We start from the raw sequence: 16,433 nt of genomic DNA on the forward strand, positions 1-16,433 counted from the left end.
CGTGACGTGAAGTCGTCACCGCCCGGCACCCACAAGTCCGCACGAACGGACGTACAAGAGACGCGCAAAAAACAGAATGAGGAGAATTTAGTGAAGCAGTTCCAGAGAACCGCCATCGCGGTGGGCGCAGCCCAATTCGTGCTGATGGCCAGTGGCGCCATGTTCGCGCACAGCGCGTACGCGCAGGACGCCACAGCCAAGAAGGACGACAAGTCCGACACCAACACCGTCGTCGTCGTCGGCCAGCGCGCGGCGCTGGAATCGGCCGCGATGCGCAAGAAGAACGCGGACGAGATCGTCGATTCCGTCGTCGCCGACGACATCGGCAAGCTGCCGGACAGGTCCGTGACGGAAGTGCTGCAGCGCGTGGTCGGCGTCACCATCGACCGCACGCTGAACCGCGTCGACCCGCAGCAGGGCGTGGGCGACGGCGTCAATCACTACGCCGCGGAAGGCACGGGCGTGTCGGTGCGCGGCCTGACTTACGTGCGTTCCGAACTGAACGGACGCGACGCGTTTTCCGCCAACGGCGGCCGCTCGCTGAGCTTCGAGGACGTGCCGCCGGAACTGATGGCCGGCATCGACGTGTACAAGAACCCGTCGGCCGAACGGATCGAAGGCGGCATCAGCGGCCTCGTGAACCTGCGCACCGCGCTGCCGTTCGACTTCCCGGGCGCCAAGGGTGCGGTCTCGGTGGAAGCGAGCCGCTCGCAACTGCGCGGCAAGAATTCGCCGGGCCTGTCCGGCCTGCTGTCGAACCGCTGGAAGACGCCCTTCGGCCAATTCGGCGCCTTGATCGACGTGGCCCGTTCGCGCATCAATACGCGCAGCGACGGCATGCAGATTTCCCCGTACATCCCGCGCACGAATGCCGTCCAGGGCGACACCAGCGGCACGCAGCGCTGGATCTCGAACGGCAGCTACTGGACGTCGAACAATTTCGAACGCGAACGCGACGGCCTGTACGGCGCATTGCAGTGGAAAAAGGACCGGCTGTCGTCCTACCTGACCTTCTTCCGTTCGAAGTACGACATGAACACGACGGAATATGGCATGAACACGGGTACGGCGAACCCGTCCACCAGCATGCTCGACCCCGGCGCCACCTTCGCCGACAACGGCGCGCTGCTGACCGGCACGCTGCGTTCGCCGAACGAAACCGGGATCAGCCTGAGCAGCTCGTCGCGCGCAGCGGGCCGCAAGTCCGACACCCGCGACATCGCGTGGCACACGGACTGGCGCGCGACCGACTCCTGGACGATCAGCTCCGACCTGCAGCACACCCGCGCGACCACCACCGGCTACGACAACCTGGTCGGCATGCAGGGTACCCTGCCGAAAATGACGTGGGATCTGGCCAAGTCGCCGGCTGAGCTGCATTTCGACGATGCGGACCGCGCCTTGTTGCTGGATCCGAAGACCTATTACTGGGGAACCTCGCAGGAGCACCGCGACCAGGCCGTCGGGACCATGAACGCGGCGCGCCTTGATGCCAAGTTCATCTTCGACAGCCCGGTGCTGAACGACTTGCGGTTCGGCGTGCGCTTCACCGACCGCAAGGCCGACACCCGCTCGACGCACGGCAGCGAATGGACCGCGATCGCGCAGCCGTGGATGCAAGGCTGGGCCATCAACGGCTATCCCTACCTCAGCGACCCGCGTTTCTCGAAGCCGGTCATGACGATGGGCTTCCCGAACTTCTTCGGTGGCAAGATGATCGCGCCGCCGCCGGTCATCATCGCCGATCCGGCACTGAACACCCCGAACGCGGACGGTGCGCCAGGCGGCTTCGCCCTGATCCATGGCTATGCGAACCAGCTGTGCACGAGCGATCCGTGCGCGATGAACTGGACGCCTGCGCCGTTCGGCGACGCCGAGGGCCTGAACCAGCAGCGCGAGCGCACCAAGGCCGCGTACAGCCAGCTGCGCTTCAACGTCGACACCCTGCCATACCCGGTGGACGGCAACGTGGGCGTGCGCGTCGTGCGCACCAATATGGCAGCGACCGGCTACCTGCTGTACACGCAGCCGGATATCTCCAAGATCTCGGGGGGAGTCGTGCCGGCGTTCGCACCGCTGTCCGACAAGCGCGACTTCGACAACTCGTACACCAACGTGCTGCCGAGCCTGAACGTGCGCATGAAGGTCAACGAGGACTTGCAATTCCGCGCCGCGTATTCGAAAGGCATGACGCGTCCGGACTTCTACCAGCTGCAGGCCTATACGACCCTGAACGAGAACATCAAGTCGAGCACCAACACGACGACGAACGTCACGACCCTCGATTCGATCACCTACACCGGCTCCGGTCGCGGCAATCCGGCCCTCAAGCCGACGAAGTCGGACAATCTCGACTTCTCGGCCGAATACTATTTCGGCCATGGCGGCTCGCTCACGCTGGCGGTGTTCAACAAGCGCCTCAAGGACATCATCATCGGCCAGACGTCGATCTACACGATGAACGACTTGACGGGCAAGCCCTACGACTTCAACGTCACCGGGCCGACGAATGGCGCGAGCGGCCGCGCCAGCGGTGCGGAACTCGCATACCAGCAGTATTTCGACAAGCTGCCCGGCCTGTGGTCCGGCTTCGGCATCTCGGCGAACTACACCTACCTCGACAGCCGCCTGAACCTGAATGCGCCGCCGCACCTGGCATGGTGCACGCCGAAGGACACGCCTGCCGCGAACACGGCGCGCGACCTGGCCGGTTGCGATACCGACGGCCGTGTGCTGGGCGGGCTGCCGATGACCAATCTGTCGAAGAACGCCTACAACCTGGCGCTGCTGTACGACAAGGGTCCGGTGTCCGCGCGCCTGGCGTACAGCTGGCGTTCGAAATACCTGCAGGCGGTCAATGCCTACGGCACGAACGGCGGCGAAGGCATCGACGCGAATCCGGACAGCCCCAACAAGGGCCAGGGTTATTCGGTCAACTATGCGCTGCCGACCTATGGCGGTGCGTACGGCCAGCTCGACGCGGGCTTCCAGTACAAGTTCAACGACAACCTGAACCTGTCCGTGGAGGCATCGAACCTGACCAATTCCATCTACCGCCAGTACATGCAGCAGCATATCGGCCTGATGGAGCGCGGCGCGTTCTATACCGGCCGCAGCTACTCGGTCCGGATGGGCTACTCGTTCTGATCGTCGCGTAGTATGGTGTACACCTCCCGCGGGCCCGGCCGGCTGCGGGAGGTTTTTGCATTTTTGTCACTGGAGAGATCATGTCCGACAAGGCCATCCGTAAAATCGTCATCGTGGGCGGCGGAACCGCCGGCTGGATGACCGCCGCGCCGCTGGCGCTCAAGCTGGGCGCGAACTGCGCGATCACGCTCGTCGAGTCGCCCGAGATCGGGACCGTGGGCGTCGGCGAGGCGACACTGCCGACCATCCGCTACTACAACCAGACGCTGGGGCTGGACGCGACCGACTTCGTCAAGAAGACGCAGGCGACCTTCAAGCTCGGCACCGAGTTCCGCGACTGGGGCCATGTCGGCAACCGCTTCTTCCACGCCTTCGGCAACTTCGGTCCGATGATCGAGAACCGGCCCGCTTATATGTACTGGCTGCGCCTGGCGCGCGAAGACAAGAGCATGCCGTCGTACGAGGAATGGTCGACCGCCGACGCGATGGCACGCGCGCACCGCTTCGTCCCGCCGTACGGCGACGGGCCGTCCGTCACCAACTCGTATTCCTACGGCTTCCAGTTCGACGCCACCCTGTACGCCGCCTACCTGCGCGACTACGCGGTGGCGCGCGGCGTGCAGCGCATCGAAGGCACGGTGGTCGACGTCGAGCAGCACCCGGAGACGGGCTTCGTCACGGCCGTCAAGCTGCGCGACGGCCGCCGCGTCGACGGCGACCTGTTCGTCGATTGCACGGGCTTTCGCGCGCTGCTGCTGGAAGGTGTCTACCAGGCGGGCTACGAGGACTGGAGCGCCATGCTGCCCTGTAACAGCGCGCAGGCCCTGCCGTGCGCGAGTCCGGATGGACCGCTCACGCCCTACACGCGGTCGACGGCGCAAAGCGCGGGCTGGACGTGGCGCATCCCGCTGCAGCAGCGCATGGGCAACGGCCACGTGTACTGCGATGGCTTCACGACGGACGCGGAGGCCACGCGGGTGCTGGAGGCCGCCCTCGAAGGCGCTGCCCTCGACACGCCGCGCCAGCTGCGTTTCACGCCGGGCCGGCGGCGCAAGTCGTGGATCAAGAATTGCGTGGGCGTGGGCCTGTCCACGGGCTTCATCGAGCCGCTCGAATCGACGAGCATCAACATGATCGAGCATACGGTCGGCTGGATCGTGCAGTTCTTCCCGGACCGCGACTGCCGTCCCGAACTGGCCGACGAATTCAACCGCCTCGTCTCCCAGCGCTACGAGTACGTGCGCGACTTCATCATCCTGCACTACAAGCTCACGAACCGCGACGATTCCGAGTTCTGGCGCTATTGCCGGAACATGGCCGTGCCGGACATCCTGCAGCACCAGATCGACCTGTTCCGCGCGTCGAGCCGCGTCGCCATCCTCGACCCGACGGGATTCCTGGAAGATTCCTGGGTGTCGATCCTGATGGGACACGGGATCCTCCCCGAAAAGAACGACCCGTTCATCGACCTCATGGACAAGGCCAGCCTGGTGGAGCACTTCCGCAAGATCCGCCAATCGGTCCGGCAGGCGGTCGATGCGATGCCGGATCATGCGGCGTTCGTCGATTACCTGGTCAAGGACACGCCGTTGGGGCGGCGCGTCGCTTGATTGTCGCGTCCGCGTCTGTTGAAATTATGAGGCCGTCTGGACGATTTCATAATTGCCGCCGTCCGAGGCGGCGGGCAACATCCTGTAGATCCACAAAGAGCCGTCCCGTAGCGGCCAATCGTCCCCAGCCTTGGAAAGATACAGATGAAACGACGTGAACTCTTGCAGCACCTGGCGGCCGCCGTACCGGCGCTCGCCGTGGCCCCCTATGCCGGCGCGGCCGGCACCCGTCTGCCGATGGCCACCGGCCCGTTCGAACCGACCTGGCCGTCGCTGTCCAAATACGAGACCCCCGAATGGTTCCGCAACGCGAAGTTCGGCATCTGGGCGCACTGGGGCCCGCAGTGCGAGCCTGAGCACGGCGACTGGTACGCCCGCGGCATGTACGAGCAGGGCGGCTCCCACTACAAATACCACCTGGCCAAGTACGGCCACCCGTCGAAATTCGGTTTCAAGGACGTGATCCGCGAGTGGAAGGCGGCGGACTGGAATCCGGACGAACTCGTGGGCCTGTACAAGAAGGCGGGCGCGCGCTATTTCTTCGCGCTGGCCAACCACCACGACAACTTCGACCTGTTCAACAGCCGCTACCAGCCGGAGTGGAACGCGACGAAGATCGGTCCGCGCAAGGACCTGATCGGCGGCTGGCGCGACGCCGCCCGCAAGCACGGCCTGCGTTTCGGCGTGAGCGTGCACGCGGCGCACGCGTGGTCGTGGTACGAGCCGGCGCAGGGCGCGGACAAGACCGGCCCGCTGGCCGGCGTGCCGTACGACGGCCGCCTGCGCAAGGCCGACGGCAAGGGCCAATGGTGGGAAGGGATGGATCCGCAGGCGCTGTACGCGCAGAACCACCCGGTCAGCAAACCGGGCGGCACCACCGAAGAGCGCTGGGCGTGGGGCGGCGGCGTGGTCCGGCCGGACCAGGCCTATGCGGACAAGCTGTACAACCGCACCGTGGACCTGATCGACAACTACGACCCGGACCTCGTCTACTACGACGACACGGTGCTGCCGCTGTGGCCCGTCAGCGACATCGGCACGCGCCTGGCCGCGCACATGTACAACCGCAGCGTCGCCAAGCGCGGCAACCTGGACGTCGTCGTCTTCGGCAAGATCCTCGACGAGGTGCAGCGCCGTTCCATGGTGTGGGACATCGAACGGGGCCAGAGCAACAAGATCGAGCCGCTGCCCTGGCAGACCGACACCTGCATCGGCGGCTGGCACTACGACCGCCGCATCTACGACAGCAAGAGCTACAAGAGCGCGAAGACCGTCGTGCAAACGCTGATCGACGTGGTCAGCAAGAACGGCAACCTGCTGCTGTCCGTGCCGGTGCGCGGCAACGGCACCATCGACGAGCAGGAACGCGCGATCGTCGAGGAGATCGGGCGCTGGATGGCCGTGAACGGCGAAGGCATCTACGACTCGCGTCCGTGGTCGACGCTGGGCGAAGGGCCGGTGATGGAGGAGGCGTCGGCGCCGCTGTCCGGTCCGGGCTTCAACGAGGGCAAGGGCAAGCCGTTCTCCGCCGCGGACATCCGCTTCACGGCCGGCAAGGACGCCGTGTACGCGTTCGTGATGGGCTGGCCGGACAACGGCATCGTGACCATCAAGTCGATGCGTGCCGGCGGCGCGCACCTCAAGAAAGCCGTGTCGCGCGTCGAACTGCTGGGCGGCGGCACGCTCGCGTTCCGCCAGACGGAAGCCGGCCTGCAGGTGACGCTGCCGCGCGATCGGGCCGCGCTGCCGTATGCGATCGCGCTGAAAGTCGCCTGAGCATGACGCGGCGCGTGGTTCGGGCGCTCGCGGCGTGCGTGCTGATCCTGTGCCAACACGCCGCGCTTGGCGCGATCCGGGACGTCCATGAGACCGCCCGGGGCATCGAGTACCGGGTGGACGACACCCGTCTGAAGGTCACGTTCGTCACCGACCGCATCGTGCACGTCGCGGCCACGCGCAACGAGGACTGGTCGTCGGCCGCGCACCCGATGCTGGCGCGGGTGGCCGAGCGGCCGGGCCCCGTCGTGGCGAGCGATGAAGACGGCGCCCGCGTCGTGCGCTCGGCGCAGGTGAGCGTGGCGGTGAACCGGGCGACCGGCGCGCTCGAGTTCCGCGACGCTGCCGGCGCGGTCCTGCTGCGCGAGGACGCCGCGGCGCCCCGCGCGTTCGAACGGGTCGCCGTGCTCGAGTCGGCGCCCGATCCGGCGACGGTGTCCATCGTCAAGACCGTCGACGGCGACCGCCAGGTGGCCGGACAATATGTCCAGAAGAAGGACCGCGACGCGTGGAAGGCGACGGCGCGCTTCCGCCTGCGCGACGACGAAGGCCTGTACGGCTTGGGCTTCGACGAGACGGCGGACCTGGACCTGCGCGGCAAGACCAAGCGGCTGTACCAGCACAATCTGCGCATCGTCATCCCGTTCGTCGTGTCGACGCGCGGCTACGGCGTCCTGTTCGACACGTACAGCGCGATGACGTTCGACGATGGGAAGGCGGGGACGGCGGTCACGAGCGACGTCGTGGACGATCTCGATTACTACTTCATCCTGGGGCCGTCGATGGATGGCGCGATCGCCGGCTATCGCCAGCTGACGGGCGCGGCGTCGATGTTGCCGCGCTGGGCGTACGGCTACGTGCAGTCGAAGGAGCGCTACAAGACGCAGGACGAAGTCGTCGACACGGTGAAGGCGTTCCGCCGGCGCCGGATTCCCCTGGACCTCATTGTCCAGGACTGGAATTACTGGACACCGGATCATTGGGGCAGCCCCGTGCCGGAAGCGGCGCGCTATCCCGATCTGGCGGCGATGACGAAGGGCGTGCACGACCTGAACGCGCACGTCATGATCTCGATCTGGCCGAATCCGAGCCCGCTCGATGCGCCCGGCAAGGAGCTGAAGGAGGGCGGCTATCTGAGCGGCGGCACGCCGTACGTCGACTTCTTCCGGCCCGAGGCTGCGGCCGTGTATTTCCGCAACGTGTGGAAGTACCTGGGCCGTTACGGCATCGACGCGTGGTGGTGCGACTCGACGGAGCCGGAAGTCGCCGACTGGACATGGGACCCGAAGCGTTCGGACCGCGCCGACGAGATCAACGTCGCCGGCCTGGCGCGCGTGATGGATCCGCAATACCTGAATGCCTACGCGCTCGTCGATGCGCAGAACTTCATGCGCAACTGGCGCAGGCAGGCGCCCGACAGGCGTCTCGTGAACCTGACGCGGTCCGCCTATCCGGGCAGCCAGGCGGCGGGCGCCGTCGCCTGGACCGGCGACATCGCGGCCAAATGGTCCGTGTTCGCGCAGCAGGTGGCGGCGGTCCAGCGCTACAGCGCTTCGGGCAACCCGTACGTCACCTTCGACATCGGCGCGTTCTTCACGGCCCGCGGCCGGCCCTGGTTCATGGACGGCGACTACGACAAGGGCGCCGCCGACCTGGGATATCGCGAGCTGTACACGCGTTGGCTGCAGTTCGGCGCCTTCCTCCCCATGTTCCGCAGCCATGGCACGGACACGCCGCGCGAGCCCTGGCACTTCGGCGCGCCGGGCACGCCGTTCTACGACGCGATCGTGGCCGCCATCCAACTGCGCTACCGGTTGCTGCCGGCGATTTATGCGCAGGCCGGCCTCGTGCACCTGCGCGGCGCGTCGTTCATCCGTCCGGTGGCGTTCGCGTTTCCGGACGATCCGCGGACGCGCGACCTCAAGACGCAGATGCTGTTCGGCGACGGCATCATGGTCAGCCCGGTGACGGCGCCGACGTACTATGCGGCCGGTTCGACGCCCATCGAGGGCGCGGCGCACACCCGCGACGTGTATCTGCCGGCCGGCACGTGGTTCGATTTCTGGACGGGCGAACGCCTGGACGGCGGCCGCACGGTCACGGTGGCCGCGCCGATTTCCCGCATCCCGGTGCACGTGAAGGCCGGTTCCATCGTGCCGATGGGGCCTGCCGTGCAGTACGCGTCGGAACGGCCGGACGCGCCGGTCGAACTGCGGATCTATCCGGGCGCCGACGGCGATTACACGTATTACGAGGACGCGGGCGAGGGCTGGGGCTACGAGCGGGGCGAATACGCCCTCACCAGGATGCGATGGGACGACGCGGCGCGTAAGCTGACGATAGGGGCGCGCAGCGGGACGTTCCCCGGCATGAAGACGCGGCGCCGTTTCAAGGTCGTCGTCGTGGGACGGGACGGGAAGCCGGCCGACGTGACGTACGATGGCCGCGCCGTGATCGTCGCAACATCATCCACCATGGCGCCGGCCCCGGTCGCGGCGCCGCCATTTTCGGGACCCGAATCATGAAACTCCACATTGCATCGGCCTTGACGGCTGCCGTTCTGTGCGCCCTCGGCGCTTGCGCGCATGCGCAGGACCGCGAGGTCAACGCGGACCGGGCACGCGCCAATTTCGCCCGTCCCGTCGTCCTCGCGGCCGACGACGTGCGCGCCTTCGCGCCGCCGCCCGCGGGCTTCGCGGACGCGCACGCCGGCATCGCGCAGGGCAAGGTGGAGCCGTTCACGTACGACTCCGCCGTCACCGGCAAGCGCCGCACCGCGATGGTGTGGCTGCCGGCGGGCTTCGACAAGAACCGCCGCTATCCGGTGCTGTACCTGTTGCACGGCATCGGCGGCAACCAGGACGAATGGCGCGGCTATGTGCGCGCCAACGAGGTCCTCGACAACCTGCTGGCGGCCGGCAAGATCGTGCCGATGATCGTCGTTATGCCGAATGGCCGCGCGCTGCCGGACGACCGCTCGCCGCCGCCCGACAAGGTCTTCACGCAGGAAAACGCGGCCGGCTTCGCCCGCTTCGAGCATGACCTGCTGGACTCGCTGATCCCCGCCGTCGACGCCGCGTATCCGACGCAGGCGGACCGGACCCACCGCGCGATCGGCGGGCTGTCGATGGGCGGCGGACAAGCGCTGAACTTCGGCCTCGGGCATCCGGACACGTTCGCATGGGTGGCGGGTTTTTCGCCCGCCCCGAACACGGAGGACCCGGCGAAGCTGGCGGGCGAGGCGGCGCAGGCGAAGGACAAGCTGAAGCTCCTGTACCTGTCGTGCGGCAACCGCGATGGGCTGATCAACGTCGCGCAGGGCGTGCACCGCCAGCTGCGCGCGCGCGGCGTCGCCCACGTGTGGAACGTGGACGGCTTTTCGCACGACCGCGACAGCTGGGCGGAAAACCTCTACCACTACGCCCAGCTGCTGTTCCGTTGAGTCTTACTTCTACTTCTACTTCTCTTCGACGATGACGAGATCCCACGGCGCCAGGGTGATCGTCTCGTCCCCCTTCACGGCGCGCGCCGTCAGCAGGTCGGTGCCCGCGTTGTGGCGGTACGTGAACGTCGCGGGCGCGCCCGAGTAATTGAAGTAGTAGCGGATCGTCTTGCCGAAGCGGTTCACGCCCGCGCGGGCCTGGATGTGCGGCGGCAGCTGCTGGTCCGGTCCGATCAGGCCCTGGTCCCGCAGCACGGATTGCAGCACGGCCTTCTGCAGCTTGTCCGACAAATACGTGCCTTCGTAGACGGCTTCGCCGGCGCCGTACCGGTTCGTCGTGATGGCGGGCCAGCGGCCGAAGAACGGGTGGTCGTACCAGGCGAGGGCCTTCGCGGTGTCGAGCTGCAGGAACTCGGCCCAGTACTGCACCTTGTTGTCAGCGCCGGCCTGGAACGGGTCGCCCTTGAGCGCGAGCGGCTGCGCCAGGTTCGAGAATTCCTGGTAGTGGAAGCCGAGCATCTGGCGCAGCGGGCCGGGCGCCATCGTCCAGCGCACGGCGGCGTTCTCGTTCGTGAAGCCGCTCTTGAACGTCATCACGACGTGGCCGCCCTTGCGCACGTAGTCCGAGATGCGTTGCAGCAGCGCGTCGTCCGCCACGTACAGCATCGGCACGATCAGCACCTTGTACGCGGACAGGTCGGGGGTGTCCGCGAACACGAAGTCGGTGCCGACGTTCAGGTCGTACAGCGCGCGGTGCAGTTGGCGCACCTGCGAGCCGTAGTCGGCATGGCTGCCGGCCGCGCCCCATTGCGTCTGCTTCGCGAACGGCATGTCGTTGACGGCGTTGAGCGAATCGCGGCTCCACAGGATCGCCACGTCGTTATGGATGCGCAGGCCGGCCAGGCGCGAGCCGATCTTCTGCAGCTCGCGGCCGGTGCGGCTCATCTCGGCGTACGCGCGGTTCGGCTCCAGGTCGTGCGAGAGCACGCCTTTCCAGTACGTCTCCTGGTTCGCGTGGATCGACGCCCAGTGCCAGTACTCGACCATGTTCGCGCCGTTCGACAGATGCGTGTAGACATCCTCGCGGAACTGGCCGTCGTACGGCGGGTACTGGAACGAGGAGCTCCAGTCCGTCGTCTGCGCATTCGTTTCCGTGACGAGGAAGTTGCCGCCCTTGAGCGAGCGCGTGAAGTCCTCCTGCAGCTTCTGGTCGGCGCCGTTGTACTGGTCCTGCGTGCCCCAGTGGTAGACGTTCACGCCGGGGATGTCGAGGCCGCGCGCGACGGCTTCCTCGTTCACGTCCGCGTGCAGGGCGCCGGCGAAATCGTGCGTGACGAACTGGCGCGGACCCGCGCACTCGCGGATGAGCTGCGCCTGCCAATGCAGGAAGTCGGTGACGCGCATCTGGCTCCAGCGCGACCATTCCAGCTTGTAGCCCGTGCTCTGCGCGCCGTCCGGACGGGGCAGGTCTTCCCAGGTGTGGAGGTTCTGGCCCCAGTAGTTCAGGAACCAGGCGCGGCTCAGGTTTTCCGGCGTGCCGAATTTCTTTTCCAGGTAGTGCTGGAAGCGGATGAAGACGTCGTCGTTGGCGGCGCCGTAGCTGCCGGTCTCGTTGTCGACCTGCCAGCCGATGACGTTCGGATTGTCCTTGTAATGGGCCGCGATGCGGCGGATCAGGCGCTCGGCGTAGAAGCGGTAGGCCGGGGCGTCCGTGTCCATGTTCTGGCGCATGCCGTAGGTGTTTTTGGCGCCGCCGAACCGCGTGGCCAGGATCTCCGGATGCTGGTGCGCCATCCACGCGGGGATCGAGTAGGTGGGCGTGCCCATGATGACCTTGATGCCGGCCTTGCCCATCGCGTCGACGACGCGGTCCATCCACGCGTACTCGAAGCGTCCGTCTTCCGGTTCCCACAGGCTCCACGTGGACTCGCCCAGGCGCACGACGTTGAAGCCGGCCGCCTTGATCATCTGGACGTCCTTGTCCAGCCGCTCGTACGGCATGTATTCGTGATAGTAGGCTGCGCCGTACAGGACGGTCGGGAAATCCGGCTGCGCGGCCGCCGCGCCCGGGCACGCGCCGCCCGCGAGTGCGCACGCCAGCGCGAGCGGGAGGAGTCTCCGTATGAACATTCGTTACCTTTCTTATGGATACAAGTGTGGACAGTAAGCCATTTTGACGCGTCGCGGCAGTGCGGCGCAATTACTAAATTCGTCTGCCGCGCGAACGATTTGTCGCAGGGCGGGGCGCTGTGCAATTTCATAGTTGCCGCTGGCGGTTTTCACAATTGCGGCGGCGCGGCAGGGCTCCGACAATGGCGATCAGCAGCGTAATGACGCCGGCACGACACGCACGACGCGGTCGCACACGGCAGGCGCTGCAGATCGATTTCCACGGGGTTGCGAACCGCAAGTTCGCAACCCCGGCACCGTGTAGTCTCCTACCGCCTGGCATGGTAGGTTTTACGGGGCGGCCCTGGGCCGCCCCTTTTTTTTCGCCGGCGCCCGCCGCCCTGTTATGATCGCGGCATGCGCCGCCGCACAGGCGGTGCGTGGAGATCAACAACCGGCCGTACGACCATGCAAGAGTTTTACAAGAAGTCGCTGCTCGTCCTGATCGCGCTACTGGTCGTGGATGCGCTGATCGCAATCCTGTTCATTTTCCTCAGCCAGCCGACCTACACATTGTCGCCGTGGCTGCGCGACGGCGTGCGCTGGGAGGCGGTCACGACCGCGGACAGCGCGCAGGACGGCACGTCGACCAGCAAGCTGCGCAAGTCCGGGCCCGGCATGCTGTCGTTCGACTACAGGCTGACGAAAGTGGGCAAATACCCCTTCGCCGGGGCGCGGTTCATGGCGAAGGATGCGAAGGGCAACCTGGCCACGGTCGATCTGCGCAAATACGACACCATCACGTTCGTCGCCCGCTGCACCCCCGCCGATCCGATGTTGTTGGGGATGACGGTCTTCGACGACAAGATCTCGGTCCCCGGCCAATTCCTCACCTACCGGTCGCCCGGCACTTATTTTTCTTGCAACGAGCACGGCGTGCCCGTGTCGCTCGACATACGGCGGCTGACCATGCCCGGCTGGTGGTTTTCCGTGATGAAGCTACCCCTCGCGTCCCGGGATTACAAACTGGACAAGGTGGCGCAGTTTTCCTTCGGATCGACTTTGCAGGCGCACTTCGATACCGATGTACGCGTGGAAATCAGCAATATCAAATTGCGCGGACACGATTATCGCTATATCGCCGCGCTCATCGTGATTCTGCTGGCCGGCTGGATTCTGTTCGGCGTGTGGTTTTTCCGGACGCATACGCGCACCTTGGCCGCCAGCCTGAATGCCAAGCTGAAAAAGGATTTACCGCTGGTCGCGTATCGTCAATTGACCGTCGCGCCGTATCGCGACGAAGAAAAGGCGTCCGTGCTGAAATTCATCGCGACGAATTACACGAATCCGGAACTGGATCTGGAAAGCGTGGTGGCCGGCACCGGCGCGAATCGGAACAAGGTCAACGACGTGCTGAAGACGGAACTCGGCATGACATTCACCGGTTATCTGAACAAATTGCGGCTGACGGAAGCGGCGCGCCTGCTGACGGAAAAAAACGCCGCGACCGTGGCCGAAATCGCGTATTCCGTCGGCTACGCCAACGTCTCCTACTTCAACCGCCTGTTCAAGGAAGAGTACGGTTGTACGCCGAAGACGTTCCGGACGATGGCGCCGGCGTCGATCGCCGGCCGGGGCCTCTTCGAGCAGGCGGCGACCGAAAAGGTGGGGAGCGCCTGATCAAGCCTTCAACTCCTTACAAAACTGATCGTACTTTCTGCACGGTGAAAGAAATCGCCTTCTGGGCGTTATAGGCGCTGTTGGGCGGCGACCTATCCTTGAGCTGAAGGGGCCGCCACCGGCGCCCCGGTCCACGCTACGAGGAACCGATCCATGACCGTGCATGCCCCGTGTCCAACTCATTCCAGTCGCACGCTCGCAATGAGCGACATGTTCTCGCGATTGCGACGTTTCGATTCTTCTTCTTCCGAATCTGCAATGCTCCGGCCCGCGCTTGCGCGTCGCATATTCCGGCGTGGTCCCATTTCACATTTTGTTTTTTAAATATAAAACACCTAAAGCCGGGAGATATAACCCGGCATTAAAACAAAACAAAAAAGGCATCACAGGGAGACGACCCATGTTTTTGAATTCGAAAACCGCACAGCCACGCACTCTGTCGTTGGCGGCGTCGTTTGGCGAATAGGCGGAGATTCGTATGAAGACGACGAAAGCCTATCGTATCGCGCTGCTGTTCAACGGAAATAAAACCTTCGACCGCGAAGTCATCGCCGGTATCGCGGCCCATTTGGGCGGTACCCGCGTGGCCTGGGATTTATTCCTCGAAGAGGATTTTCGCCTGCGCCTGGCCGGCATGGACCGCTGGCAGGGCGACGGCGTGATCGCCGATTTCGACGACCCGGCCGTCGCCAGGGCCATGTCCGGCTGCTCCGTGCCCGTCGTGGCCGTGGGCGGCTCCTACGCGGACGACGCCGCGTACCCGGCCGGCGTGCCGTACGTGGCGACGGACAATAACAAGCTCGTCAAGCTGGCCCGCGACCACCTGATCGACGTGGGCCTGCAGCGCTTTGCCATGTTCAGCCTCCCCGAGGCGCAGGAATGCCGCTGGGCGCAGGAACGCGAGCGGGCGTTCCGCAGCCTGATGGCGGACGACCGCATGGAGGCGGAGATCTTCCGCGGCTGCGCGACGAGCGCGGCGTCGTGGGACAGTGCAGTCCAGGGCCAGATCGAATGGCTGCGCAGCCTGCCCAAGCCGGTCGGCGTCATCGCCGTCACGGACGCGCGTGCGCGCCAGCTGCTGCAGGCATGCGCCATCGCCGGCATCTCGGTGCCGGAGCAGGTCGCGCTGATCGGCATCGACAACGACCCCCTCGTGCGGATGCTGACCCGCATCCCGCTCAGTTCCGTGATCCAGGGCGCGCACGAGATGGGGCGCACCGCGGCGCATCTGCTGGAACAGATGCTGCACGGCGTGCGGCTGACGAACACGCGCATCCTCGTCCCGCCGTCCGGCATCAACGTGCTGGCGTCGAGCCGCTACCAGGCCGTCAAGCATCCGCACGTCATGCGGGCCTGCCACTACATCCGCCAGTACGCGTGCCAGGGCATCAAGACGCACCAGGTGGCCGAGTACGTGGGCGTGTCGCGCTCGTCGCTGGAAGTCTACTTCCGCCAGGAGCTGGGCTGCAGCGTGCACGACATGATCCTGCAGTCGAAGCTGGAAGCGGCCAAGGCGGGCCTGGAGAGCGGGGAGCGCAGCATCGCCGACGTGGCGCTGGGCTGCGGCTTCACGTCCACCCAGTACATGCACCTCGTGTTCAAGCGCGAACTCGGTTGTACGCCGCGCGCGTGGCGCGACCGCGCGCTGGGCGAGCGGCCGGGGATGACCGCGGCCGCGTGAACGTCGGGGCGGGGCGGGCGTCAACGAGAATCGTTCGCCCCGTTGGTGATTTTCATACTTGAAAGGCCGTGCGCCGGCCGGGAGAATGGCTTCATATCCGACATCGGGAAGCCAGACTGCAATGACGATCCACATCATCCCGGGCGCCCCGGCCGTTCTGGCCGGCGAACGCTCGTTCATGCTCGAGAACGCGGCCGGCATGACCGTGACGATAGGCGAGCGGGGCGCCCAGCTGCGCGCGTGGCACGCGCCCGACCGCTACGGCCGCATGGCCGACGTGCTGCAGGCGCATGCCCCCGGGCCGGCCAACGGGCGCGCCGCCCGCTGGGAAGGGCGCCAGGCCGACGGCGTCGTCTCGCTGGCGCTGACGGCGGGCGGCGACGGCGCCGGGATGCTGGTCCATTACCGGCTCGACGACGACGGCGGCCTGACGATCGACTACCAGGCCGTGGCCGGCGTCCCGATCCCGCTCGCGGCGCTGCCGCAGCCGTGCTTCAACCTCTCCGGCGGCGCGGCCGACGTGGCCGACCACATGGTGCAGATCGACGCCGACTATTTCGAGGAAGCGGGGGCCGCCGGCACGCCGGCCGGCGTGGCCGCCGCGGGCGGCACGCCGTTCGACTTCCGCCACCCGGCCGCCATCGGCCCGCGCCTGCACTGGACCGACACCCAGCTCCACCGCGCCGGCGGCTTCGACCACTGCTTCTGCGTGCGCAACCACTTCGCCGGCGGTCAGGGCGCCCTGCGCGAAGTGGCGCGCGTGTTCGATCCGGCCTCGGGCCGCCGGCTGCAGGTCTACACGACCGAGGCCGCCGTGCGCTTCACCAGCGGTCCCGGGACGCTGCCGGGCATGGACGCCTTCCGCGTCGAAGCCCACGCCCGCCCGGGGCTGATGAGCGCGGCCTGGCCGCGCGTCATGCTCCATCCGGGGCAGGTGTACCGGCAAACGACCGTGTACCGCCTCTCCTTGCAGGGCTGATCCGGGGCC

9 protein-coding genes are annotated in these 16,433 nt (G+C 66.2%); 8 read left to right on the top strand and 1 reads right to left on the bottom strand.

From position 1 onward, the window contains the following. Positions 1-90: 90 nt before the first annotated feature. The 5 genes from ISF28_RS10210 (at position 91) to ISF28_RS10230 (ending at position 9,975) form a co-directional block, all read left to right on the top strand. Complete coding sequence (locus ISF28_RS10210) at positions 91-3,147, top strand: TonB-dependent receptor (RefSeq protein WP_198117070.1); 3,057 nt, start codon at positions 91-93, stop codon at positions 3,145-3,147. A gap of 80 nt (positions 3,148-3,227) precedes the next feature. Then, positions 3,228-4,757, top strand: a complete 1,530-nt coding sequence (locus ISF28_RS10215; protein ID WP_198117071.1) for a tryptophan halogenase family protein — start codon at positions 3,228-3,230, stop codon at positions 4,755-4,757. Positions 4,758-4,901: 144 nt separating this feature from the next. Continuing rightward, positions 4,902-6,533 (top strand): alpha-L-fucosidase, encoded by a 1,632-nt coding sequence (locus tag ISF28_RS10220; protein WP_229518986.1) that lies wholly within the window; start codon positions 4,902-4,904, stop codon positions 6,531-6,533. Positions 6,534-6,535: 2 nt separating this feature from the next. Further along, on the top strand, positions 6,536-9,058 hold the full coding sequence (locus ISF28_RS10225; RefSeq protein ID WP_198117072.1) for a glycoside hydrolase family 31 protein: 2,523 nt from the start codon (positions 6,536-6,538) through the stop codon (positions 9,056-9,058). Further along, positions 9,055-9,975, top strand: a complete 921-nt coding sequence (locus ISF28_RS10230) for an alpha/beta hydrolase (protein WP_198117073.1) — start codon at positions 9,055-9,057, stop codon at positions 9,973-9,975. Before ISF28_RS10225 ends, ISF28_RS10230 begins: the two co-directional genes overlap by 4 nt. Positions 9,976-9,990: 15 nt before the next feature. On the opposite strand, the gene ISF28_RS10235 is transcribed toward ISF28_RS10230, so the two are convergent. Then, on the bottom strand, positions 9,991-12,105 hold the full coding sequence (locus ISF28_RS10235) for a beta-galactosidase (RefSeq protein WP_198117074.1): 2,115 nt from the start codon (positions 12,103-12,105) through the stop codon (positions 9,991-9,993). Positions 12,106-12,552: 447 nt separating this feature from the next. On the opposite strand from ISF28_RS10235, the gene ISF28_RS10240 reads away from it, so the two are divergent. From ISF28_RS10240 to ISF28_RS10250, 3 genes are all read left to right on the top strand, one after another. Continuing rightward, positions 12,553-13,764, top strand: coding sequence for a helix-turn-helix domain-containing protein (locus ISF28_RS10240; RefSeq protein WP_198117075.1), 1,212 nt, complete (start codon positions 12,553-12,555; stop codon positions 13,762-13,764). Between the two features lie 478 nt (positions 13,765-14,242). Then, complete coding sequence (locus ISF28_RS10245; protein WP_198117076.1) at positions 14,243-15,445, top strand: XylR family transcriptional regulator; 1,203 nt, start codon at positions 14,243-14,245, stop codon at positions 15,443-15,445. A gap of 121 nt (positions 15,446-15,566) precedes the next feature. After that, a complete protein-coding gene (locus tag ISF28_RS10250) occupies positions 15,567-16,424 on the top strand; it encodes an aldose epimerase family protein (protein ID WP_198117077.1) in 858 nt (285 codons plus the stop codon). The last annotated feature ends 9 nt before the right edge of the window (positions 16,425-16,433 follow it).

The sequence above is a fragment of the Massilia rhizosphaerae genome, from assembly GCF_016093545.1.
GTDB lineage: Bacteria > Pseudomonadota > Gammaproteobacteria > Burkholderiales > Burkholderiaceae_D > Telluria > Telluria rhizosphaerae.